This window comes from Pyxidicoccus xibeiensis (assembly GCF_024198175.1).
GTDB classification, from domain to species: domain Bacteria; phylum Myxococcota; class Myxococcia; order Myxococcales; family Myxococcaceae; genus Myxococcus; species Myxococcus xibeiensis.
In genome coordinates, this window is the sequence record NZ_JAJVKV010000002.1 from 59,170 (window position 1) to 83,086 (window position 23,917).

The 23,917-nt window shown below is 71.6% G+C and carries 21 protein-coding genes; 4 read left to right on the forward strand and 17 right to left on the reverse strand.

Features of this window, described 5'->3' with window-relative positions:
- Positions 1-5: 5 nt before the first annotated feature.
- Genes LXT23_RS08415 through LXT23_RS08485 form a run of 15 tightly spaced genes read right to left on the reverse strand, consistent with a single transcriptional unit; the run spans position 6 to position 18,783 of the window.
- Entirely contained in the window at positions 6-1,721 is a 1,716-nt protein-coding gene (locus LXT23_RS08415) for a hypothetical protein (protein WP_253979590.1), read from the reverse strand.
- Positions 1,718-4,495: a phage tail protein gene (locus LXT23_RS08420; protein ID WP_253979591.1), complete on the reverse strand. Its 2,778-nt coding sequence runs from the start codon at positions 4,493-4,495 to the stop codon at positions 1,718-1,720. Before LXT23_RS08420 ends, LXT23_RS08415 begins: the two co-directional genes overlap by 4 nt.
- Positions 4,496-6,808, reverse strand: coding sequence for a baseplate J/gp47 family protein (locus tag LXT23_RS50325; protein WP_253979592.1), 2,313 nt, complete (start codon positions 6,806-6,808; stop codon positions 4,496-4,498). It abuts the gene before it with no gap.
- A gap of 8 nt (positions 6,809-6,816) precedes the next feature.
- A complete protein-coding gene (locus LXT23_RS08430) occupies positions 6,817-7,209 on the reverse strand; it encodes a GPW/gp25 family protein (RefSeq protein WP_253979593.1) in 393 nt (130 codons plus the stop codon).
- Positions 7,210-7,212: 3 nt separating this feature from the next.
- Positions 7,213-8,769: a hypothetical protein gene (locus LXT23_RS08435; RefSeq protein ID WP_253979594.1), complete on the reverse strand. Its 1,557-nt coding sequence runs from the start codon at positions 8,767-8,769 to the stop codon at positions 7,213-7,215.
- Positions 8,769-9,485, reverse strand: coding sequence for a phage baseplate assembly protein V (locus LXT23_RS08440; protein WP_253980410.1), 717 nt, complete (start codon positions 9,483-9,485; stop codon positions 8,769-8,771). Before LXT23_RS08440 ends, LXT23_RS08435 begins: the two co-directional genes overlap by 1 nt.
- A complete protein-coding gene (locus tag LXT23_RS08445) occupies positions 9,485-10,570 on the reverse strand; it encodes a phage late control D family protein (RefSeq protein ID WP_253979595.1) in 1,086 nt (361 codons plus the stop codon). The genes LXT23_RS08440 and LXT23_RS08445 overlap by 1 nt, the downstream gene beginning before the upstream one ends.
- Positions 10,571-10,590: 20 nt before the next feature.
- The gene (locus LXT23_RS08450) at positions 10,591-10,767 is read right to left on the reverse strand and encodes a hypothetical protein (RefSeq protein ID WP_253979596.1); all 177 of its coding nucleotides are present in this window, start codon (positions 10,765-10,767) and stop codon (positions 10,591-10,593) included.
- A gap of 13 nt (positions 10,768-10,780) precedes the next feature.
- Positions 10,781-11,566: a CIS tube protein gene (locus LXT23_RS08455; protein WP_253979597.1), complete on the reverse strand. Its 786-nt coding sequence runs from the start codon at positions 11,564-11,566 to the stop codon at positions 10,781-10,783.
- Positions 11,567-11,568: 2 nt separating this feature from the next.
- On the reverse strand, positions 11,569-12,054 hold the full coding sequence (locus tag LXT23_RS08460) for a phage tail protein (protein WP_253979598.1): 486 nt from the start codon (positions 12,052-12,054) through the stop codon (positions 11,569-11,571).
- Positions 12,055-12,057: 3 nt separating this feature from the next.
- Complete coding sequence (locus LXT23_RS08465) at positions 12,058-14,844, reverse strand: hypothetical protein (RefSeq protein WP_253979599.1); 2,787 nt, start codon at positions 14,842-14,844, stop codon at positions 12,058-12,060.
- Position 14,845: 1 nt separating this feature from the next.
- Positions 14,846-15,298, reverse strand: a complete 453-nt coding sequence (locus LXT23_RS08470) for a phage tail protein (protein WP_253979600.1) — start codon at positions 15,296-15,298, stop codon at positions 14,846-14,848.
- A gap of 18 nt (positions 15,299-15,316) precedes the next feature.
- Positions 15,317-17,290, reverse strand: a complete 1,974-nt coding sequence (locus tag LXT23_RS08475; RefSeq protein ID WP_253979601.1) for a phage tail sheath family protein — start codon at positions 17,288-17,290, stop codon at positions 15,317-15,319.
- 9 nt (positions 17,291-17,299) lie between these two features.
- Complete coding sequence (locus tag LXT23_RS08480; RefSeq protein ID WP_253979602.1) at positions 17,300-18,193, reverse strand: hypothetical protein; 894 nt, start codon at positions 18,191-18,193, stop codon at positions 17,300-17,302.
- A complete protein-coding gene (locus tag LXT23_RS08485) occupies positions 18,190-18,783 on the reverse strand; it encodes a DUF4255 domain-containing protein (RefSeq protein WP_253979603.1) in 594 nt (197 codons plus the stop codon). Before LXT23_RS08485 ends, LXT23_RS08480 begins: the two co-directional genes overlap by 4 nt.
- Before the next feature lie 442 nt (positions 18,784-19,225).
- Here LXT23_RS08485 and LXT23_RS08490 point away from each other — a divergent pair, with 442 nt between their 5' ends.
- Together LXT23_RS08490 and LXT23_RS08495 are read left to right on the forward strand one after the other, a co-directional pair.
- On the forward strand, positions 19,226-20,101 hold the full coding sequence (locus tag LXT23_RS08490) for a hypothetical protein (RefSeq protein WP_253979604.1): 876 nt from the start codon (positions 19,226-19,228) through the stop codon (positions 20,099-20,101).
- Between the two features lie 45 nt (positions 20,102-20,146).
- Positions 20,147-21,061, forward strand: a complete 915-nt coding sequence (locus LXT23_RS08495) for a JmjC domain-containing protein (protein ID WP_253979605.1) — start codon at positions 20,147-20,149, stop codon at positions 21,059-21,061.
- Between the two features lie 15 nt (positions 21,062-21,076).
- Here LXT23_RS08495 and LXT23_RS08500 read toward each other — a convergent pair whose 3' ends face one another.
- Positions 21,077-22,051 carry a sigma-54 interaction domain-containing protein gene (locus tag LXT23_RS08500; protein WP_253979606.1) on the reverse strand — a complete coding sequence of 325 codons (975 nt, stop codon included), beginning with the start codon at positions 22,049-22,051 and terminating at the stop codon, positions 21,077-21,079.
- Positions 22,052-22,254: 203 nt separating this feature from the next.
- A complete protein-coding gene (locus LXT23_RS08505; protein WP_253979607.1) occupies positions 22,255-22,563 on the reverse strand; it encodes a hypothetical protein in 309 nt (102 codons plus the stop codon).
- Positions 22,564-22,816: 253 nt separating this feature from the next.
- Between LXT23_RS08505 and LXT23_RS08510 the strand changes: the two genes are divergently transcribed.
- Complete coding sequence (locus LXT23_RS08510; protein WP_253979608.1) at positions 22,817-23,368, forward strand: SLOG cluster 4 domain-containing protein; 552 nt, start codon at positions 22,817-22,819, stop codon at positions 23,366-23,368.
- Positions 23,369-23,506: 138 nt separating this feature from the next.
- Positions 23,507-23,908, forward strand: coding sequence for a hypothetical protein (locus LXT23_RS08515; protein WP_253979609.1), 402 nt, complete (start codon positions 23,507-23,509; stop codon positions 23,906-23,908).
- Positions 23,909-23,917: the final 9 nt, after the last annotated feature.

Sequence of the window (23,917 nt, forward strand, 5' to 3'; positions counted from 1 at the left end):
GGCGCCTAGCCCTCCACGTTGAGGAAGTACTGGCTGACCTCGATGACGAACTCGAGCTGCTCCAGGATGCTGGACTTCACCGGCTGCTGCTCGAGGACGTCGTAGACGTGCAGGAAGAAGTTCTCCCCGTCGAAATCGCCGCAGGTGACGACGCCCAGGTGCGGCCACTGGGGGTGGAAGCGCACCATCGCCTTGACGATGTACTGGTGCTTCTCCGGCTCCCGCGAGTAGCCGTCGAAGGTGAAGCCCACCCGCCCTTCATCGAACCCGATGGAGATGAGGTTGTTGTACGTGTTGCCGGGCTGGTTGCCCGGGTCCGCGGGGACGATGCCCGCCGCGACGATGAAGTACTCGGGCAGCCCGGGCGGTCGCCGCACGACGTCCGGGTCGCCGCCCGGGTCTCCCGCCGGCCCCTGCGGGCCCTGCGGTCCTTGAGGCCCCTGCGGTCCAGCGGGCCCGGCCGGTCCCGTGGCGCCAGTGGCGCCAGTGGTACCCGCGGGGCCTTGAGGTCCAGCGGGCCCGGCCGGTCCAGCCGGCCCCGTGGCTCCCGCCGCTCCCGTCGCGCCAGCCGGCCCCACCGGTCCCCCCGGCCCCACCGCTCCCGTCGCGCCCGCAGGCCCCGCAGGCCCAGCGGGCCCGGCCGGTCCAGCAGGCCCCGCGGGTCCCCCCGAGCCCGAGCCTCCGCCGAGCCCGCCGCCGAGCAGCCACTCCTGCAGCATCCGCAGGTGGAGGAGGAAGGGCCGCTCCTCCTCCAGGATGCGGATGGCAGTGGCGGCGTCATCCACCTCCCATTCGCCACTCACACCGGACTTGTCGAGCGCCAGCTCCACCTCCGCCAGCATCACGCAGTCGCCGTCGCCCGCGGCCTCGGGGGTGACGGGGGCGGTGCAGCCGTGTGCCTCGCCCAGCCAGTTGGGGCGCCACAGCGCGCGCAGCTCCGTCACCCACAGCCGCATGGCGGCGCGCAGGTACTGCTCCAGGTACTCGGTGTAGACGATGAGCGGCGACGCCGGGGAGCTGTCCTCCATGGCGTCCAGCGGGCTGTTGGGCGGCGACAGGGGAGACAGCGGCGACGAGGGCGGCGAGCCCGTCACCACCGCGTCGCGCACGGCCTGGAGGAAGTCCTCCAATGACACGGACGTGGCCGGGTCGCTGCCCGGCTGGATGTGCTCGCGCAGCCAGCGCACGAAGTCGCGGATGGCGTCCTCTTCCGTCTGGGCCGGGCGCGACAGGCGCAGCTCCAGCGCGAAGTCGTCGGTGACGCGCGAGGGCGCCATCGAGTCGTCCTCGCTGCGGCACGGCTCGCCGGGTACCGGCACCATGTCCGTGAGGCACTCGCGGTAGCAGAGCACCACCCACAGGCGCAGCAGCTGCGTCGTGGAGACGTGGGTATTCACCCCCTCGCGGTTCGCCTTCAGCCAGTCGTTGAGCGACGCGCACTGCGCGGGCGTGACGCGCACCAGTTGGCCTCGCTTGGTCAGCGCCACGCCGGGAGACACCCGCACCTCGGGGCCCCGGGTGCCCAGGCCCTGGGTGACGGCGAGTCCCCACGCGGTGCCGTAGCCCAGCAAATCCCTGGCGAGCCACCGGTCCCGCTCGGAGAGGTAGGCGAACTCCTGGTTGAAGTCGTCCACGCCCAGCACCATTCCGAGCACGTAGTTGACGTGCTTGGTGGGGTCGGCCGCCGCGCGTGGTACGGACGTCGAAGTGAAGGTGCTCATTGGATGTCGCTCCCGTGGGTCTCACGACGCCCGAGCGGGTCTCTCCCCAGGATTTGCCGGTCCTTGGCATCCTGTGGAGGTCTCGGGGCCAGATGGCTTTCCGCCAGGTACTCCCGGCCGAGCTTCATGGCGGGCATCAGCTCGGGGGCACGGCTGCCCAGGTCAATCAGGGTGTCCACGCCCAGGCGGGCTTCGCCGACGCGGAACATGGCCCAGTAGAACTTCACGTCGAACACGGTGTGGGCCGGCTTCTCCACCGCCACCACCCGCAGGGCCTGCTCCTGCCGCGTGCGCTGCTCCTGCGCCGAGCTTCCCGACGGCACCGGCAGCACCACCGTGAAGCGGTGGGCCGCGGCGCGCACCGGCAGCACCACCGTCTCGAAGTGGTACCAGTCCGCCTGCGCCGGGCCGTCCGCGGGCAGCGCCGTGGGGAGCGCGGCCTGCGTGAAGCCCGCCAGCGAGGTGATGTGCGCCGCGTTGAGCGCCGTCACGCTCCGGTACCTCCGCATCAGGAAGTCGCGCCACACCGGCGTGTCGGTCGCCGTGGCCGCTGGCAGGAAGCCCAGCGCCTCCATGGAGAAGGAACGCCAGACGCCGGCAATCTTCGCGTCGGCCGGCTCCCGCAGCGGGAAGCTCTCCGTCACCGCCGTCACGCCCGCCGCCACCAGCGCCGCGCGGTACCGGTCCAGCAGCTGCCCGCGGCCCTGGGAGGGCTCCCAGCGGGTGGAGGTGGCGGTGGCCACGGCATGGATGCCCTCCGTCTCCAGGGCCTCCGGCGGGGTGATGAAGGGCGTGCGCGCGGAGCGGAAGCGCTCGACGATGCGGAAGCGCGAGCGCGTGGGGTCCGAGTCCTCGGTGAAGATGGAGTCGTCCGGGCACTCGTCCAGCGACACGCGCAGCGCCATGCGCAGGCCTCGCGGTGTGCCCCGCCACTGGAAGAAGTCCAGCGTGTGGCGCAGGAAGAGGCGGCGCCGGGGCTCGTCCCAGGCCGGGTCCAGGGCCACGCCGAACCAGGACGACAGCCACTCCAGCGCCTCGGGCGGAGCGCCGCGCGCGTCGAAGAGCACCTGGGCCGCGGCGATGCGGTCCTCCACGGAGGTGAGCAGGCCCTCCGTGTTGGCGAGGAACCTGTCGAGGAAGCTCCCCGACTCCACGTCCTGCCGGTAGAGGCCGGGCAGGTACTGCGCCAGGTACGAGAAGCGCGGGTACCACGCGCGCAGCGCATGGATGCGGGGCGTGGTGGCGCCGCCGCCGTGCAGCGTGAGCTCCACCTGCGCGTAGCGGCCCTTCGCGCGCTGGAAGAGGACCTCGAAGGTGCCGCGGTGCTCACCCTTCGCCGCCTGCACGAAGGGCTGCTCGGAGCCGCCGCCGCGCTTGTACAGCGCGGGCTCGTCGATGAACGGCGCGGCCTCCAGGTCCGCGCGCTCGTTGGCCGAGCGGCTGCGCACGGTGACGCGGGCGCCGGGAGGAATGGACGCGTCCAGCATCAGCCGGTGCCACACGCAGTCCGGCGAGCGGCCGTCGAGCACCGGCGTGAGCAGGGTGGCCTCGGGCACGTAGCGGGGCCGGCGCTGGGCCACCAGGGGCACGAAGGTGTCCGCGAAGTCGTAGTAGGCGCTGCTGCCCCAGGCGATGAGCGCCTTGCCGCCGAACAGGCGCAGGGGCAGGTAGTCCGGCTGGGGCACGGCGGTGAGGGTGCCGTTCCCGGCGGTGTGCAGGTCGAAGGCGAAGACCTGGTTGCCGTCGCGGCCGACCACCAGCACCCGGTCCGGCACGTCCTTCGCGCCCGTCACCAGGGCCATGTCATGCGCCACCAGCGCGTAGCTGAACGCCGCGCCGGAGCCCTGGAGGATGCCCTCCACCTCCAGCACCACCGGCGTCCCCTCGGGCTGCCCGTCGCGGTACACGAGCAGGCGGCTCTCGACGGCGCCCCGGTCCAGCACCAGCACGCGGCCGTCCGGCAGCACCTCCACGGAGACGGGGTCCTCCACCGCCAGCGGCGTCGAGGCATCTAGCGTCATCGGCTCCGGGAAGGTGGACGCGGGCACGCGCCGCTGGGGGCCGCCCGCCGAGGGCTGGAACACCTCCACCACCTCCGCGGACAGCACGGAGTCGCCGCCCAGCCGCACCACGCGCAGCTCCGCGTCCAGGCGCCACAGGCGGCGGTTCACCCGGTCCAGCACCACCAGCCCGCCGTCCGGAGTGGCCGCCATGTCCCACGGCGCGAAGGGCACGCTCGCGGGCCACCGGTGCTGGACGGGCGGGCCACCGGAGTGCAGGTCGAACACGAGCAGCCCGGCGGACGGCGCCAGCGTGCCCACCACGAGGTAGTGGTGCAGCGTGATGCCCAGGCCACCGAGCGGCACCAGCGCGGGCGTGGCCGGCGGCGTGACGGGGCCGAAGCCTCCGGGGCGCGGAGTGGAAGGCTCGGAGGGGGCCAGCGGCCAGAAGGTGCTGGTGACGCGCGAGCCGCTGGACAGCACCTTCACGGTGAGCCCGTCGCTGCCAATCCAGTAGAAGTTGCCGTACCGGTCCCTCGCGGCGCCGCGCCGGTCCTCGAGCTTCGGAGGCACGTCGCGAGGCGCGGCCACGAAGCGGAACAGCTCCGCGCGCAGGGAAATCTCCGCGCGGATGGCGTCCCAGGCCACGTCGGCACCGGTGCCGGACGGGTCGCTCCAGGCCTCGGACAGGGGCCGGCCGCCGGACTCGGACGTGCAGCGGCCCCAGTCGTCGCGACCGAGCAGCAGGTGGAAGCGTGTCCCGTTGGCGTCCATCTACCGGCACTCCTCCGGGACGACGGGCACGGACACGAAGGGGCGCTGCGCGCCGGTGGCCACGGGGCCGGTGCCGCGCAGCTCGTCCAGCGACGGCGGGTCCCCCACGGCCACGGCGAGGCCGGCCAGCCGGGGGAGCTGCAGGCCCGTGAGCGGCACCTGCTCCTGCTGCGCGCCCGTCGCCAGGCCCAGCCGCACGCCGCGCACCAGCGCCACGCCGGCCACGCGGCTGGCCACCGCCGCCAGCTCCAGCGCCACCACCGCCTTGCGCAGCGGCCAGCCCCGCTGCGCCACCGCGGCCTGCGGCGCGCCCGCCAGCGACACCGTCTGCTCCAGCAGCTCCGTGTCCTCGGGCGGCAGCGGGGACAGGAAGGCGGTGAGCGCGGCCTTCACCGCCTCGCGCACCTGCGCCTGGGACACGCCCGCCACCACCTCCAGGCCCACCGTCACCCAGACGGGCTTGTAGACGGGGCGGCGCACGAAGATCTCCGTCGTCACCAACCGGCGGGGCGCCAGCCAGCAGGCGATGGCGTCCAGGAAGCCGTCCGTGCCTTGCGTCTCCGCGGGGTCGGGCTCGAAGCGGGGAATGGCCATCACCGTCACGGCGCCCGGCGCGTCTCCGGGCTCGTTGGGTGACAGGGCGGGGTGGAAGGCGGGCAGCACCTCCACGCGGCCCACCGCGACGCCGGGCGTGCGCAGGGTGACGGCCTCGAAGTCCTGCGCCGTCACCAGCCTGTCCCTGTGCTGGAGGAAGCGGGTGATGTGCTTCTCGCCCGTGCTGACGCTCTCCGCGTCCGCGCCGCCCCACGTGGGCAGCGGGTTCTCCACCTGGAGGCCCGGCGGAAGGGCGGGGCCGCTCGTCACCGTGCCCGGGCCCACGTTGCCGGCGCGGCCCACGCCCTGGTCGTAGTCCACGCGCAGGGTGGCGCCGGGGGGAGGCCGTGCGCCGTGCGCGCCATCACCGAAGCGCAGCTCACCGGCCTCCGCGTCCAGCTTGAACACCTTCACGCGGGTGTTGGTGGACGCGGGCGTGCCCGGCGGCAGGCGCGGGTCGGGCGCGGCGACCTCGGGGCCCGCGCTCATCAGGTCGTCGATCTCCTCCCACGTCTCGGGCGTGCCGTTGATGGGGATGACGGTCAGCTTCACGGAGCCCGGCAGCACGGGCGCGCGCGCCAGCTTCGCCGCCTGGTCCGGCTCGCCGGTGCCCTCGGGCAGCAGCTCGCCCGTCACGCGCTCGCGCTGCGTCACCGGCGCGGCGTTGATGCCCGCCCACAGGAGCTTCGTGGACACGGGCGCGGAGGAGTTGATGCGCACCCACGTAATCACGCGCGCCTCCAGCTCCTCGTCGTCCAGCGCGGGAGGGAAGTCGCGGGTGCCCGCCTCCAGCGGGTCCAGGTTCGTCCACAGCTCCAGCTCCGCCACGGAGGAGGGCAGGGGGACGTCCACCACGGTGGGCTCGGCGGGCACCTCGGCGGTGGCCAGGGTGCGCCAGCTCGCGTTGCGCTCCGCCGCGCTCTCCGGGAGCTTGCCCTCCGGAGGCAGCCTCGGCAGCTGGAACTGCAGCACCGCCGAGCCCTCCGGCCGCGCCTGCCCGTTGGGCACCAGGTCCCGGCCGCCCGTGTCTCCGGCCGGCGCGAGGCCCACGGTGAGCACCTTGCCCTTCAGCTCCTCGCGGGCGCGCTTCAGCGCGTCCGGCAGCTTCCGGTCCGCGGGCCGCAGCAGCAGCGCCACCCACAGCGCCCGGTCGATGGCCTGCGTGTTCAAGTCCAGCGGCTCGGTGCCGCGCGGGGAGAAGGGCGTCGTCTCGTAGAACTGGAGCTGGTCGGGCGGCGCGGGCGGGGGCGTGGTGGCGGTGAAGGACGCGTACAGCTCCTGGTAGTACTCCTTGACGCGCTCCTCGGGTGCCACGCTGCGCTTGTAGAAGAAGGCGGCCTCCACCGGCAGCACATCCAGGCCGCGCTCGGTGCGGAAGGGCACCTGGCCGGCGCGCACCTCCACGCCGTCGGTGAGCGTGAGGGACTGGGGCGGGCCGCCGCGCTCGTTGCGGAAGGCGACGAGGCCGCGCGCGGACGACGCCGGCTGGAGCGGCACGCCGAGCAGCTGGAGGAACTTGAGCCGGTTGCGCTCCGGAATCTGGTTGGCGCGGTAGAGGAGGCTCTCCGTGAGGAAGGAGAACAGCTCCAGCAGCGTGACGCCCGGGTCGGCCTTGTTGAAGTTGGTCCACTCGGGGTTGTGGACGGGGATGCGCGACAGCGCCTCGTCCAGCAGCTGCTGGTACTTCCGGTCGTCGATGGTGGGCAGGGTGAGTGGCACGGTGTTGGTTACCCCGCGAGCGTGACGCTCAGGCTGAGCCGCTCGCGCGCCCCGGTGGCGACGAGCTTGTAGGTGAGGGTTGCGGTGGCGGCCCGGTCATCCTGGGGGTCGGCCTCCACGTCCACGGACTCCACGATGATGCGCGGCTCCCAGCGGGCCAGGGCTCGGCTGATGCTGTCGGCGATCTGCGCGCGCGTTGCGACGGTGTTCGGCTCGAAGAGGTAGCGCGCCAGCCCGGCGCCGAACTCCGGCAGCAGCAGGCGCTCCGGCGGCTCGGTGGCCAGGATGACCTGGATGTTCTCGCGCACGTTGCGCTCCCCCTCGGACCACTGCACGCGCCCGTCAGGGCCCACGCGCGGGGGGAAGCTGATGCCTCGGCCTATGAGCTTTCCGGCGTCCATGGGCTACCCCACCCTCGGCTTCGGCAGGCAGATCTTCAGGAAGGGCAGCCACCAGAAGATGATGTTGAGCAGTGCGAGGAAGATCATCAGGACGATGAACGCGCACAGCGTGATGATGGGGATGGAGAACATGCACAGCTCTCCCAGGTCGAAGCTCAGCCCGTCGTCGAGCTCGCCCTTCATCGTCTTCTCCAGCCCCGCCACGCGGGACATCTGCTTGCGCAGCCCCTTGGACAGGGTGAAGCCGACGTTCTTCTTGAACTTGCGCAGCCCGCGGATGCTGGTGTCCACCGGCAGCTCGATGCGGATGGGCCTCGCGGGCGCGTCCGGGTCGAAGAACGCCGCCAGCGTGAAGGCCATCGAGCGCGCGCTCACCAGGGGAGGGCAGAGCGTTCCACAGTGCGGCTTCAGGTACACACAGCGCAGCACGTACTTGGCCACGCCCGGCTCCTCCAGCTTGGGCACGGGCTCCGGCTCCGGTGGCAGGCTGTAGGTCCCCACGGTGACAGCCGACTCCAGCGCGGAGCGCAGCGTGGCCACCGCCAGCTGTCCGTCGCGCAGGTTGTAGTCGAGCGTGTTGGTAGTGCCGTTGAGGACGGCCACGCGCTGCTGCATCGCCTTGTGCAGCGCCGCCTGCCAGGTGTCACCCGAGCTGCCCTGGACGAAGTTGCCCGCCAAGAGGTTGTAGAGCGCCAGCGTGGCGCCCGCAGGCGCCGGACCCGGGGAGGCCTTGTTGAGCAGGGCCCACAGCGTGGGCAGGCGCTCCTCCAGGAAGGTGGCGAAGTCCACCAGCAGGAAGCGCGTGGCCTCCTTCTGCACCTCCTCCGCCTCGGCCGTCGTCTTCGTCCAGGCCTTGAGCTGCTCGTACGGCGCGAGCACCTGCCCCTCGGCCTCGGACATCAGCATCTTCTCCGGGTCCAGGCCGGTGTTCGGGTCCGTGTCCTCGAAGGCGGCGGCGGACTCGAAGGTGTCGCGGCTGGACGTGGGGATGAGCCCCACCAGCATCCGGCGGCGCTTGCCGTCCATCTGGAAGTTCATCGGGAAGAGGGGGAACAGCTCCTCGCCCTTCGTCAGCGTGCCCGTCTGCGCCGCGGGCAGTTCCTTCCAGATGCGGCGCTTGTCGGCCGGGTTCTCCGGCGACATGGGCACCCACGCGCCCTCCCGGCCGTTGCCGAAGTCCCGGCGCAGCACGAAGGCGGCCTTCTCGCCCCTGGGCAGGTCCACCACGTGGTCGGGCATGCCGGGCAGGCGGCACACGAGGCTGGACGCCACCAGGTAGAAGCGCCCATGCGCGGGCTGGTACAGCTTGGGCGTGCGGTTCAGGTCGTCCGGGGGCTCGCCGGGGACGCGCTCGTGGAAGCTCTCGAAGCGCGTCACCAGCAGGGACGTCAGGTCCGGGCGCGCGGCGCCCTGGAGCCGCTCGGCCAGCTCCTCCATGAAGCGGTCCGAGTCGAACTGGAGGATGCCGGGCGCCTGGATGCGCTCCAGCTTCTTGGTGGTCGGGCCCCACAGCGGCGTGGCCGTCACCCACTGGACGGGATGTGCGAGCGCCGTGGCCATCACCACACGTTCCCCGCGCCCGGCGTGTACGAGGCGCTGACCACGCTGTTGGTGATGACCGTGTCCGCCTGCACCACGCCGCTGAACTTCGACATGCCCGCGTTGACGGTGAGCATGCTGGCGGAAATCTCGGCGGTGCTGGCGGTGATGGTCACCTTCGCCGAGGCATTCACGGTGATGCCGCTGGACTCCAGCTTCACGGAGTTGCCATTGCTGTCCTGCACCTCGATGGCGCCCGGCCCGTCCTTGAGCGTCACCTTCTGGCCGCCGGGCGTCTCCAGCGTCAGCGTCTCCTTGCCGTCGGTGTCGTCGAGTGTGATGACCACGCCGTTGCGCGAGCGCAGCACCTTCTTCGCGTTCTTCCCCGCGCCGTCCATGCTCTCCGGGGGGGCGTCCTTGCCGTTCCACAGCGCGCCCACCACGTAGGGCCGTCGCGCATCGCCGCCCTCGAAGCCGACCAGCACCTCGTCTTCCACGTCCGGCACGAACCAGGAGCCGCGGTTGTTGCCGCCCATCAGCGTGGCCAGCCGCGCCCACGCCTCGTACTGTCCGCCGCCCGCCGCGTCCGCCGCCCAGGGCAGCGCCACCTTCACCCGGCCCTGGCTGTCCGGGTCCTTGATGTCGGTGACGCGCGCCGGGTACAGGCCATAGAAGCGCCCGCCCAGCCCGTCGGACGCGCGCTCACCCGTCACCAGGTCCCACGCCGAGCCGTCCATCACGAAGCCCTCCCCAGTCCCGCGCGCTCGGCCACGAACTCCGTGCGCAGGCCGCGCGCGGAGTCGAACAGGTGCTTCACCTCCGCCAGGTGGTACTTGCCGCTGAACAGCGGCCCCAGCCCCGTCAGCTCCACCCGGGTGCCCACCCGCAGCCGCGCGTCCGTCTGCGCCGTGCCCTGGCCCACCACGAAGCGCCGTGCCTGCTGGCGGAAGCACGCCTCCGCGCGCGCCTGCGCCTCCTGTCCGTTGAGTGGCACCGTGTGGACCACCGCCTCCTTGCGCTCGGCCAGCTTGGAGGACAGCAGGCTGGCGCCGCTCTCGTCGTTGCCCAGCTCCGCGCCCAGCACGGACGGGCCCGCCTCGTGCTTCACCGTGTCCTTGTCCTGCACGCTCCAGCCGCTCACCGTCACCATGGAGCGCTGGCCCGCCAGGTCCGCCAGCACCGTGAAGGCCTGCAGCTGGCCGCCGCGCGCCAGCTTCACCGGCTCGCCGCTGGAGCGGGCGCCGCGCTTCTTCGCCTTCAGCGTGCGGCCCTCCACCCACAGCTCCACGTCCACCGCGCGGCAGCGCTCGCGCAGGAAGGCCAGGTCGCTCTGGTTGAGCTGGGCCAGCACCTTGTGCTTGGGGCCCGGCATGTCCACCTCGGGCGTCAGCCCGTGCTTGCCTGCAATCTGCTTCACCACGTCCGCGTCGCTCACGTCCGCGTACGTGGCCGTCCGCCGCGTCATCCGCAGGTCCTGGAGCCGGTCATCCGCCAGCACCGTCAGCGTGGGCGGCGCGTTCTCCTGGAAGCCTGCTTCCAGCGCGGTGATGCGGCCCTCGAAGAGCACGTCGGTGGTGCCCAGCCGCACCTCGAAGGGCTTGCCGAAGTCCAGCAACTGCCGGTCGAAGTAGAGGAAGCCCGTCTCTCCGTCCTTGGGGCCCCAGTTGCCGAAGGTGGCCTCGCACCGGTACAGCCCCTGGGCCGTCTCGACGATGGACAGCTCCAGCAGGCCGCCGACGAGCGTGGCCTGGTCCACTCCGTCCACGCGCAGGGTGGGACGGGCGCTGCGAAGCCGGGAGTCGGTGCCGTTGCCGTCAGCCATGGGGGTTCCGGTTCATTCCTTCAGTGCGCGCGCGCGCGCTCCCTGCGCACGCGCCGGCGCTCCAGTTCCAGCTCCAGGTCATGCGCCCGCTGCACGCCGGACGCGGAGGGGCCTGCCTCTCCCGTGGCACCTCCGCTCGAGGCAGTGCCGGACGGCGGCTCGCTCACGACTTCCAGCTCGTTGATGACCACGGCCATGTGCGTGCCCCCTCTACCGCTTCACTCCGAACTTGAGCCCGGCCTGCAGATCCACCAACTGCCCGGGCGCCAGCTGCCGCGGGTTCTCGATGCCGTTCGCCGCCGCGATGGCCTGCCAGTTCCCGGCCTTGCCCACGGCGGCGGCCAGTTGCTGCAGCGACATGCCGGAGGGCGTAGGCGTCATCGGCGCCTCACCCGGCGGCTTGCCGCTGGGGCTGCGCGCCGGAGAGGCCGGCGGCGCCTTCGTCGGCTCGAAGGTGTACTTGTCGATTTTCTGCTGCGTCAGGGTGAAGGACACGCTGGCGCGCAGGGGCAGGCCCTCGGAGGAGAACAGCTCCAGCGACTCCTCCATCGACTCCATGATTCCGTCGAACTTGAAGCTGCCCCACAGGAAGCGCACCCCGGGCGGGAGGTACTCCGTCTCCGACCCCGGTTTCTTCTCCGGCTTCATGAAGAAGGCGACCTTCCCCGTGAGCTTGCGCACGTCGTCCACGGCGCCGGACTTGCCCTCCGGCTGGCCCGTCACGTCGAACCAGAGCTGCACGGCCAGCTTGGTGGTGCCGGCGCCCACGAACTGCTGCGCCGGCTGGCCACGCTGGTCTCCGCTGCGACCGCCTCCGCCTCCACCGCCGTTCCCACCTCCACCGGAGGGCTGCTGCACCTGGTTGGCGAAGGAGACCTTCAGCGTCTCCGGGTTGAACTGCACGTCGGCGGTGGCTCCACCGCTGAGGGGATTCGTGAAGCTTGCATCCAGCTGGATGAGCTTTGCCTTGGCGAGCGGCGCGACATCATCGGCCATGGTCAGGCGCCTCCGGACACGGGCTTGCGGGTGAGGGACTCGTAGGCGAGCTGCAGCTCCTCGATGGCCACCATGCCGTCCTTGGCGTTGAGCGGCGGCGCCTTCAGCTTCACCGGCAGGCACCGCGACAGGACGAAGCGGGCGCGCTCGGTGCGCTCGCGGTCGGGCGCGAACACCACCACCTGCGCGCTGGCCCGCATGCGGGGGCGCGTCTGCATCAGCTCGAACCAGAACCAGAGGTCGTCGTTGGCCGTCATGCCGCGCTTGAGCGTGAGCTGGCCGTAGCTCAGCGCGCCCGCCAGCCTTATCTGCCGGGCGTTGTTGCCACCCTCGCGGATGGTCTTCACGTCCATCGTCATCTCCAGCCCGTCGCACTCGGCGAAGGCGGCCTCGCAGGCCTTGGGGCCGACGCCGGGGATGTCGATCTCCACCGCGAAGTTGAAGGCAGTGAAGGGCGCGACGACCAGCTCTTCCTTGGGGTCGGACATGGCCTAGCGGACCTCCGTGACGAGCCCGCGCTCGCCGCTCTGGACGAGCCGCACGCTGAGGAAGGTGAGGGGCTGGGACGGCGCGACCTTGAGGTCCACGAAGAAGCGTCCCTGCTCCGCCTGCGTGGGCGTGTTGAGCGCGTCGCCCGTCACCACCTGGAAGGCTGTCGCGGGCGTCTTCCCGGCGAAGGCGCCCTGGATGAACAACTCTCCCAGCAGGACTTCGAAGCCGTACTGGACGCGGCGGCGGAAGCTGGCGTCGTTGGGCTCGAAGACATAGGTGGCGCCCAGCCGCAACGCCGAGCGCCGCAGCAGCGACAAGAGCCGGCGCACGTGGATGGGCCGCAGCTCCGGGTCCGTGGCCAGCGTATCGGCGGAGAGCGTGAGGAAGGCGCGCGGCTCCTGGCGCACCACGTTCACCTGCGCCTCCTGGAGGTCCAGCCACCGGTCCTGGCTGAGCGCGGGGTTCAGCGCCACCACGCCGTCCCAGGGCTCGTTGGCCGGGGCCACCCACGCCCCGCGCGCCAGCGTCCGCCGCGCCAGCACGCCGCAGGCGGTGCCGTCCGGAGGCATGCGCCGGGGCGTGGCGAGCCGGCCCTCCTCGGTGACGAACGTCCACGGGTGGTACAGGGCGCCGAAGGACAGCGCGTGCTCCTCCACGAAGCCCAGCGGCGGCACGCCGTCCTCCTCCGCGCCCAGCGGGGACTGGAGCGCCGCCGCGTGCGCCATGGCGTCCGCCTCCCGGTAGTGCTCGGGCAGGGACAGCACGGCCAGCAGGTCTCCCCGCACGCACGCCATCCGCAGGAGCGCGCGCTGCACGGCGAGCAGCGGCCCCACGTCGTACGCGTCCGTGGCCACCAGGCGCCACCGGGCCTGGGGCGCGACGGTGACGGCCACGCCCGGCGCGTACGGGCCCGTCACGCCCCCACGCTCGGCGCGCACGCGGTAGTATCGCGTGCCGGTGGTGCGCCCGTAGAGGGTGCGCTCGACCAGCGGCCCCCGGTACACCTCGGCGGCGTCGCTGAAGTCCGGCCGGGTGGCCTCCTCCAGCACGTAGACGACGCCCGTCCCGTCCACCAGCGCCCAGGTGAGGGTGAAGGCCTGGCCGGAGGCGGGCTCCTCGGGCTGTGCCACCAGCGGCTCCGGCGGGGGCGGGGGACGCAGGGCGCAGTCGAGGAACGAGCCCCAGGCGGGCTCGGGCAGCGGCTCGCCGTCCTCGGGAGGCGGCACGGCGGGGCGGCCGGTGAGCACCCACGGGCGGTGTACCGCGTCCGGCACTGACACCAGGCTGGCATCCAGCCGGTCCATCACCGCGTGGAGGCCCTTGAGGGCGCGCGGCTGGGTGCTCTGGTAGCGGAGGAAGTCGGCCGTGGAGAGCAGCGCCTCCGTGCCCAGGGACTTCACGCCCGCGTCCAGGAACAGCTCCGAGCCAAAGGTGGCCAGCCCGTCGCGCACCAGCGCGTCACCGGGCGGCGGCGTGCAGCCCACGAAGGCGGTGGGCTGGTCCGTCAGGCCCAGGGGGATGGAGAAGGCCTCGCCCTCCGCGCCGGGGCCCGCCAGGGGGAAGCGCTCGGAGGGCACGCCCTGGCGCCAGTCCTGCGGCAGCCGCTCCTCGGGCAGGCGCGAGGGCAGGGCGTCCTCGTGCCGGGCGCGCTCCACGTCCGTGGGCAGCGCGGCCCAGTGGCGCGGGTGCTGGGGGCAGAAGCCCAGCCGCTCCAGCCGCGCTGGCTGCCCCTCGCCCCGCCGCGTCCACAGGCCGAGCGTCAGCCGCTCGCACCAGGCGGGCGCGGACGCCACCTCCGGCGGAGCGGACGTCAGCACCCGCGACGCCACGCCGGACACCTGCACCGCCGCGCCCACGCCCTGGCCCAGGACGACGGCCTCCACGGGCAGCCAGTGCTCGCCGGTGGACGCGTCCACGATGCGCAGCACCGTGCCGGCGGGAGGCGCCTGCTCCGGGTCCAGGTCCAGCGTCAGCGTGAGGACGCGCGGCGTGGTGCCCGGTCCCGGGTCGTCCAGCGCGGTGACGTCCAGGGACACCTCGTCGCCCACGCCCCGCGTCCAGGAGATGAAGGGCGTGGTGTCCACGGGCGCCACGTCCGACTGCAGCCACCGCGCGCGAGGGGCCAGCACCTTCGCCGTCACCCGCCGGGGCACCGGCCCCGACCAGGTCGGCACCGTCTCCATCGACACCGCCTCCACGGCCTCCACCGGCGCCAGCAGCGCGCAGCTCGTCCCGTCGAAGCTCACCCGCAGCAGGTCGCCCACGGCCACGCCGCCGGGCGCCGTCACCGTCAGCTCCACGCCGCCGTCGAGAGAGGTGTGCCAGTCCACCAGCTCCACCGGCTCGCGGTGGATGGAGGACGCCACCTGGGCCGCGTCGGACCAGCTTCCCTCCGAGCGTGCCCGCGCCAGCGCCTCGGACACGCCGCCGCCCTCCGTCACCCGCAGCAGGCCCGGCACCGGGAAGGTGTTGGCGCGCGCGCTGGGGCCCGCCACCCGCACCACCCAGCAGCGCCGGCCGCCGTTGCGGAAGAAGGCCCGCACGGCCGGCTCCAGCTGCGCGTACACCGGCTCGCCCCGCTCCGCGTCCCACGCCAGCAGGGGCGCGGGGCCGAACACGGCCTCGAAGTCCGCCACGTCCTCCACCACCACCGGCACGTGCAGCGGGCCGGATGCGGCGAAGCCGACGAAGGCGGCCACGTCCATCCGAGGCAGCGCGTCCGCCACGGGCGGCGCCTGCATCTCGAACCGGAGGCCGGGAAGGCGTCTGGCGGCGGGGCGGCTCACGTCACTCCATCTCCAGCCGCTCGTACGCGATGGTGAGCTCTTCCATCGCCACGTCGGTGCCCTTGGCGTTCATGGGGCCGCTGATGTGCTTGATGATGCGCGCGCGCAAGAGCTTCCACGTCTGCACCACCGCCGTGTGGTCCTCGTTCTGGAGCTGGATGGTGACGGTGCGCAGGGCGTTGGCGTCGCCGTTGCGCAGCTGGTTCAGCCAGTTGTAGAGGCTGAGCGAGCCAATCACGCCGCGCTTCATCGTCACGTCCGTCGCCTTGTTCAGGCCGGTAATCTTGCGGACGCTGTTCTCCTTCTCGTTGCCGTTGCGGTACTCCGCGACGGTGACCTCCATGCCGATGTTGGAGATTTCCTGGAAGCCCGCGTCCGGTCCGTCGGTGGTGCCGGTGCCCAGGTCGACCAGGAAGTTGAACTGCACATAGGGGCGATCACGAAAGACAGCCATGGGTGGTCTCCAGGAGGGTTACTTCCGGTCGCCGGTCCACTGGCCGATGCGGAAGATGACGAACTCGGCCGGGCGCAGCGGCGCCACGCCGATGAGGCAGACCAGCCGACCGTTATCCAGGTCGTTCTGGCTCATGGTGCTGCGGTCGCACTTCACGAAGTACGCCTTCTCAGGCTTGTCCCCGAGCAGCGCGCCCGCCTGCCACTCGTTGAGCATGAAGTCCTCAATCGTCCGCCGGACGTTCGCCCAGAGCTGCTCGCCGTTCGGCTCGAACACCGCCCACTGGGTGCCCTTGTCGATGGAGCGCTCCAGGTAGGCGAAGTAGCGGCGCAGGTTGACGTACTTCCACTCGGGGTCCGACGACGTGGTGCGCGCGCCCCACAGCCGGTTGCCGCGGCCCTCGAAGAAGCGGAAGGCGTTGATGCCCTCGGGGTTGAGCACCTCCTGCTGCGCCTTGCTCAGGCTGAACTCGAAGCCGAGCGCCAAGTTCACCACCTCGTTGGCGGGGGCCTTGTACACGGCACGGTTGACGTCGTTGCGCGCGTAGATGCCCGCCACGAAGCCGCTGGGCGGCAGGAAGATGGGCTGGCGGGTGACGGGGTCCAGCACCTTCACCCAGGGGTAGTAGAGGGCCGCGTGGCTCGAATCAATCTTGGCGCGCAGCGCCCGCACCTGCGACAGCGTCTGCCCGTTGCCGCTGTCCAGCACGGCGATGCGGTACTTCATCCGCTGCGCGTGCGAGATGAGCAGGTTGATGATGCTGGCCGCGTCGTTGCCGTAGCCGTTCTCGTACCCGAACGTGGAGCCGGGCGCGGCGACGATGGAGATGTCCTCCAGGTCCTCGAACTGCACCAGGCCCGTCTTCCGGGTGGTGTTGACGATCTGCTGGCCCTTGTACTCGTCCGCGGTGGGCCGCACGCCGTCGCTGCCGCCCTTGAGCAGCACCTCCAGCGAGCGCTGCGACTCGGGCGAGTCCGGGTCCTCCAGCGCCGTGTCCAGCGGCGGGCTCATCGGCGGGCTGGCCAGGCTGGCGTCCAGGAACGCCTGCAGCACGCCCAGGCCGTCGGTGAGGTCCTGCACGGAGATGATGATGGGGACGTCGCGGTTCTTCGCCGTGTCAGCGGCGTCGTAGCCGAAGCGCGCGGACAGCGAGTCCTCCGCTCCGGCGCGCGTGTGCGCGGGGTCCAGCGCCAGCCCGTCCCACGTCTGCGCGGAGGCCGGGTCGTCCGTGGGGATGACCGTCACCGCGGCGGTGATGACGCGAATCTCATAGCCGTCGCCCTCGGTGATGCTGGACAGGAGGATGGAGGTGATGGGGCTGCTGTCGCCCTTGGTGAACCTCCAGTCCTGCGCGTCCTCGTCCCACTCCGCCAGGTAGGGCTCTCCGGAGCCGACCGGGCTGGAGATGGGCGAGCGGATGTCGCGAATCAGCACCACGTCCCGTGGCAGCAGCGCGCCCACGCGGGGCGCTCCGGCGTCGAAGGAGAGGACGTTCTGACCCACGCGCAGGGAGAAGCGCACGCGGAAGTTTCCGGCCGAGCCCGGGTAGCGCGCCGTCAGGGCCAGCGTCTCCGCCTTGTTGGCCGCGGTCAGGTCCAGGAGCGTGCGGGCGTGGCCGTCCGCGTACTCGGTGGCCACCGTGGTGCCGCCACCCAGGTCGATGGTGGAGTCCAGGCCGGTGTAGGTCGTGTCACCCGGCTTGCGGTAGACGCGGCTGATGTAGAGCCGCTTGCCGCCCTCCTCGAAGAAGGCGCGCACCGCGTGCCACGTGTAGTTGTGCAGGGAGCCAATCGTCTTGAAGGCGAGCTGACGGCGGTTGCCGTAGATGCGCTCGAACTCCACCACGCTGGTGACGAGCTCCGGCTCCAGGTCCACCGGGCCGTAGCGCGTGGGGCCGACGAAGCCCGTGGTGGTCGTGCTCACTCCCTCGATGGACTTGGAGCGGAAGCTGGTCTCTTCGACGAATACGCCAGGGGCAAGATATTCGGGCATCGGTCTTTCCTAGGGAGGGGTGATCCACAGCCGGGACTGGGGCGCGTTCTGGGTGCGCAGGACCAGCTCCTGGCCGTAGCGCAGCGTTGGCTCGAGCAGCTCCAGCGGGCTGCCCGTGCTGTCCGCCCACACCCCCGCCGGGGGCTGGGACAGCGTGAGGCACACGTCCGGCAGCTGGGGCACCGGCGTGCGGCGGGCGTAGTGGACGCGCACCTGCAGCGCCCACGACTGGTCCAGCAGGGGCGGCCCCGCGGGAAGGCTCGACGCGTCCAGCGGCGAGCCCGGCGCGAAGTCCACCGGCTCCGGGTACTGGAAGAAGAGGGCGAGCCGCCCCTGCGCGTCCGCCATGCCGCGCGCGGTGACGCCGCCCGCCACGGGCGTGGCCTCCACCAGCGCCCAGGCCGCGGGAATCCGCATCGGCTGGTCCCACAGCTCGGCGCGCAGCACCGCCATGGGCACCGCGGACTGACGCGACGGCGCGGAGTAGAGCGGCACCGCGGGCCCCTCGTTGGGCGACAGGGGGGAGGGCGGGGACGACACGCAGTCGGGCGTGAAGAGGCCGCGGTGGGGAAGGTCCGCGCGGAAGGCGCAGGGCAGGAAGCGGCCCAGCGTGTCGCGCACCTCCACGGTGTAGGGCCGGCGCGCGGGCAGGGCGGCCCACCACGCGTCGTCGCCTGCGTCGCCGTCGGCGTACTCCAGGTCCCTCAGCCCGGGCAGGTCCATGAGGACGTGGATGCCGGAGCGGTTGACGATGGAGTGCCGGCGCGCGGCGGGGAGGCCCAGCGGGAAGGCGCTGACCTCCAGGCCGTCTCCGACGAGGGTGCCGGTGGCCTCGTCGCGGAAGCGCACGCCCAGCGGGGCTACGCGCGACAGCCGCTCCATGACGTGGATGGCGGGCCTCATCGCTCCGTCAACCTCCCCGGCGCGAGGACGCGCGTCTGCACGGGGCCGGCCTCTTCGTCGGAGATGCCGGACTCGATGCCCACCATCCGCGCGATGTACGTGGCGGAGATCTGCAGGTTGGGCTCGCCCGGCTTCCAGATGTTGAGCATGTCCTGGATGGACAGCGGGTCGAAGACGACAGTGACTGTCTCGTCGGGCAGGAAGGTGTCCGTCTCCGGCGTGCCGTAGTGGTTGAGGAAGCTGGCGGTGAGGGTGGGCGTGTCCTCGAGCTGCCGCATGGCCCAGCCGAGCAGCCGGTGCTGCTTCACGGCGGACTTCGCCCACGGCGTCAGGAGGTAATAGAGGTCCAGCGGCAGGGGCCGGCGGGTGCGGCGGCCCTGCGCGTCCACGCGGCCGGGGAGGTTGCGGCGGGTGACGCTGGGCGTGACGCGGTACAGGTAGAGGGAGACGCCCTCGTCCATGGGCGCCTTGAAGTCAGCGGCCTGGTAGAGGCGGAACTTCGCGCCCTCGAACTCGGGCTTGGGGCACGCCTGCTCCAGCAGGGCCAGCAGGCCCTGACCGACCGCGGAGATGGCCGCATACGTTGCCACTGCGTTGCCCCCGTCACCCACCTACGTTCGCGCACACCCCCATGGTGCTGCGGAAGAGTCGGAGGCAGGACAGCAACCCGCGTGCCCATGCACTCAGGCGTGCGCGGCGCAGTGATCCCGCACACTTGAAGGGAGCGAAGGACGGGCTGCACCGGGGCCAGCGGGATGAAAACCTCCACCCCCGCGCGCAACCCCGCGTGGCCCTTGCGGAATGGGGGTGGACGAAAACATCCACCGGCCCGTGAGGGGCAGCTCCGGGCCGTGGGCAGGGTGAAGGGGGGAGCCGAGGCTTGATTCCAGGCGTCCTCGCGCTTCCCACTCACGGCGTGTGGCTTCGCGTCGCGCATGGCCGTAGGACGGTGCGTCGCGCCTGCCTTTGGGTGAGCCGCGGCACCACGGGATGACGATGACTCACCAGAAGAGTGACGGAGTACGCCGTCCGATGACGGCCCATCCCATTTGGATGCGGGTGTGCCTTGTCACAGCCGCCTTGGGGCTCGTGGCCTGCGAGACGGAGGAGATCCAGCAACTGAGAGACCTGGCGCGAACCTCGAAGCTGGTGCGCGCCGAATTGAAGGATCGGCTGGAGAACCGGGCGGAGTCGGAGCGCGAGCTACAAACGGTAGAGCGCCGACTGCGCCTCTACTGCCCTCCAACCGACAAGGGGGAGCTGCTGTCCCGGCTGAAGGAAGTAGCCGCTGGTGCGGATGTGACTGTGCTCCACGAGCGCGACGAAGGGGTGGTGCTTCGGCTGCAGTGGGAAGGGGAGACGGGCAACATCGTCGACACGCTGGAGGTGCTCGGGAAGCATGCGCCCTTCCTTTCCCTCAGGAAGCTGGCCGTTCAGCGCGAAGCCTGGTCGGCGGACGTGGATACCGGACCGGCCTGTCTCACTCTCGAGGCATCAGCGGCCACGGTAACCCGATTCCCACTTCCTCCGCGTGGGGTCCTCTGGGCTGGAACGAGCAAGCAGTTGCGGGCGGAGATTGTCGCCGCGGAGAGCGACATCCAGCGATGGGAGTCCACGACCTTGGCGGGTGGCCTGGCGAGGCTCAATTCTCGACGCGCCCTGCATGAACGTCGTCGTGATCAGCAGCTGGACGGGCCTGATCACCTCACGGGTCAACTGCGCTTGGTGAAGGGGCTTCTCGGGGGGGCTGTCGTGCCGGAGTTGACGCTTTCCAAGGCGGAGGGTGGCGAATGGCTGCTCGAGAGCAACCCTGCCGGGATGGATGCGGCAGGGGTTGAGCGCCTTGCACGAGCCGGCTACCGGTTGGCGGGAGCAAGAGGAGGTCTGCAGGTGCTGATGCGTCGCTGAGTCGGACGGCCTGCTGGTCCTCCGTCTCGCGTGTTACCGTTTCGCATGGATCTGGAGTCGCCGGAGCGCCCCCTTCTCGAGCAGCTCTTCCCGTCACATTCGGCTTCCGACTTCCTGGCGGAGTACTGGCCCCGGCGGCACCTGGCCTGCCACGGTCCGCTCGAGCGGCTCGGGGCCCTCGCACAGCTCCCCGAGCTCCAGGACCTCGAGCGACTGCTGCACGCCTACCGCGGCCCGGTGATGGTCGCGCTGCCGGACCGGCGCGACGAGCACAGCGTCATCCGGGTGGACGCGGAGTCCGCCGGGGCGCTGTACCGCAGCGGCATGGCGCTCATCCTCGACTCGGCGGAGCGCTTCCTCCCCCTGCTCGAGCAGTGGCTGTTCACGCTGGCCCTCGAGCTGGGGCTGGCGCGCAACGCCGTCGCGCGGACCATCGTCTATGCCTCGCCGCCCGGCGGCGGCAACAGCCCCCACTTCGACGCGAACGCGAACATTGTCGTGCAGCTTCGCGGCACCAAGCGCTGGACGCTCGCGCCCAACACCCAGGTGCCCTTTCCCACGGACCGCTGGGCGATGAACATGGGCCCTCCCTCGCCCGAGCTGGCCGGCTACCTGGAGCAGGAGCTGCCCCAGCAGATGCCCGAGGGCGCCGAGGTCATCGCGCTCGAGCCCGGCTCGGTGCTCTTCGTGCCGCGCGGCTACTGGCACTCCACCGACGCCTCGGAGGACACGCTGGCGCTGAACTTCACGTACAGCCAGCCCACCTGGGCGGATGTCGTCACGGCCGCGCTCCGGCAGCAGCTGCTGAAGGACGTGCAGTGGCGCGAGCTCGCGGATGGGATTGGCTCGCCGGACCCCGAGCGCAGCGCGGCGTGCAGCGCGCGCCTCTCCGAGCTGCTGCACCAGGTGCAGGCCCACGTCTTCGCGCTGGAGGCCCGGAGCATCGTGGAGCAGAGCTAGCCGGAGCGGGGCGCCTCAGCGCGAGCGCGCCTTCAGCCCGTGCCGGCGCATCAGCTCGAAGAAGGCGCGCCGGTGCTTGCCGCTGGCGCGGGCCGCGGCGGCGATGTTGCCCTCGTGCTCGGTGAGGGACTCCTCCACCCACGCGCGCTCGAAGGCCTCCACCACCCGGCGCTTGGCGTCCTGGAACGACTCGCGGGACAGGCGCTGCGCCTCCAGCCGCGCGGCCGTGCTCGGCGTCAGCTCCGACAGCAGCGGCAGGTGCTCCACCTCCACGCGCGAGCCGGGGCGCGTGCACAAGAGGTAGCGCGCGCAGTTCTCCACCTCGCGCACGTTGCCCGGCCACGAATAGGTCAGCAGCCGCTCCAGCGCCTCCGGCGAGAAGGTGACGGGCGCCTGGCCGTACTCCACGGCGTAGTGCTGGAGGTAGTGCTCCAGCAGCGGCGGGATGTCCTCCGGACGCTCCCGCAGCGGCGGCACTTCGATGGGCAGCACGCGCAGGCGGAAGAACAGGTCGAAGCGGAAGTGGCCCGCCTGCGTCTCCGCCAGCAGGTCCGCGTTGGTGGCGGCGATGATGCGCACGTCCGAGCGATACAGCCGTGAGTCTCCCAGCGGCCGGTACTCCTTCTGCTGGATGAGCCGCAAGAGCTTCACCTGGCTGGCCAGGGGCAGCGCGTCGACCTCGTCCAGGAAGAGCGTGCCGTGCTCCGCCTCGGCCACCAGGCCCCTCGCGCGCGAGCGCGCCCCCGTGAAGGCGCCGCCCACGTGGCCGAACAGCTCGTTCTCGAAGAGGTCCGGGGGCAGGGCGCCGCAGTTGACCGGGATGAAGGGATGCGGCGCCCGCGGGCTCTGCTCGTGCACCCGCCGCGCGTACAGCTCCTTGCCGACGCCGCTGGGCCCCTGGATGAGGACCTCCGCGTCGTTTCCCGCCGCCGCGTCCACCAGCGCCAGCAGCCGGGCATGTATGGGACTGCGTCCCAGAATCGTCATCATGTGCGAGCCCCCCCGCCGCGCTCACAGGCTAGCGGCCCGACCGGATGACTCAAGAAAACGGAATGTCCCGAAATGTCGGAGAACGGCGAAGGCATCATCGTCCTACCCGTCGGATGGGGCGACGCCTGGTGACGTGCCCGGGGACTCACACGGGATGAACGCGGGTGCCGGGATTTCTTCCCTCTTCCGGGGCGTGCCGGCCCTCAGTCGTGGGTGCCGATGTGCTGATCGCCATGGGCCTCGCAGACCCAGTGGAAGGCGCAGGAGCACGCGACGGCGCGCGCGCGGGTGCAGCACCGGCCACCGAAGTGTTCGGGAAGGGACAGCGCCTCATCCTCCGGGGAGGGGTCCGGCAGCAGGAGCGGCGCGGCACGGCCGGACCGCGCGGGCTCGCTGTCGCAGCAGCCGAGCTCCATGCAGCCGGGGCACCGCGACAGCTCGCAGTTGGCACACCAGTCGAAGATTTCACCGGCGCTCCCGCGACGGTCGCACCCACCACAGCAATCGAACATGGCCGACCTCCAGGCTTACGTGCACGAAGGTAGAGAGGGGGTCTGACAGGGAGGCGCCGGCGGGAGCGCTGCCGAGCTGGACCGCCGGCCGTCATGCAAGCGTCAAATGGGCCTGTGTCCGGGGGTGGATCCTTCCATCGGTGAACGCCGGACGCGCCGAGCGTGGGGCACTGAACCGTTGCGGAAGGAAGTCCGCGCCAGCATGGAAGAAGCTGGGGCCGGGGCCGGTCAATGAGGTGGAGGAGCGGAGCCCATGCGCAGGGGACGGCGGATCATCGGAGTCTTCGGATCAGGCAAGGAGGACCATGCGGAGCGTGTCATCCCCCTGGTCCGCTGGATTGCCGAGGCGGGCTTCGACCTGCTCACCGGCGCGGGCAGCGGCGTCATGCGCGTGGCCGCGGACGCCTTCGTGCAGGTGGAGGGCCGGCGGGGCATCTCCATCGGCATCGTCCCCGGCACGGTGGACGGCGGGGAGTACCGCCCCCGCCCCGGCTACCCCAACCCCGGCGTGGAGCTGGCCATCTACACCCACCTGCCGCTCAGCGGCGAGCAGGGCACGGACCTGCTCAGCCGCAACCACATCAACGTCCTCACCCCGCACGCCCTGGTGGCGCTCCCCGGCGGGCCCGGCACCGCCGCCGAGGCCGGCCTGGCCCTGCGCTACGGCAAGCCCGTCATCCTCTACGGCCCCCCGGAGTCCTTCCGCCGCTTCCACGCGGACCTCGAGCGCACCGACTCCCTGGAGCGCGTCGCCGAGTTCATCCTGGAGACCGTCCGGGAGGCAGGTCGCCCGCACGCCCCGTAAGGGCCAGATTCCGGGGACTTCGCGGATTGATACGGCCGGTGCGGCCCGGCGTGTACAAAACGTCTAGAATGGTTCACATGCGGGGTACGGTCGGCACCGCCCAAGAAAAGGGCGGCCGGGACGTCCCTGCACACCGTCATGATCAGCGCCCAACATCCGCTCGCCAGCTGGTTCCTCGTGGTCTCGACGCTGTCGTTCCTGGCGGTCTTCGGGCTGCCGCTGCTGCTGTGCCCGCTGAAGTGGGCGCGGGTGTTCGGGTGGAAGATTCCCGAGGGGAACACGGACCTGACGGTGTACTTCGCCCGGTGCCTGGGCGGGGTGGCGACGGCCATCATCCTCACGCTGGTGCAGTACATCCCTGACCCGGACAGCCAGCCGGCGCTGTTCGACCTCATCGCCCTGGTGTGCGGGGCCATGGTGGTGGTGCACGTCTGGGGCGCCCTGAGGAAGGCCCAGCCTCCGTTGGAGACGTTGGAGATCTTCTTCTACGCCGCGGTGTGCGCGGTGGCCGTCTGGATCCGCCACACGGCCCTGGCCTGAGGGACAGTC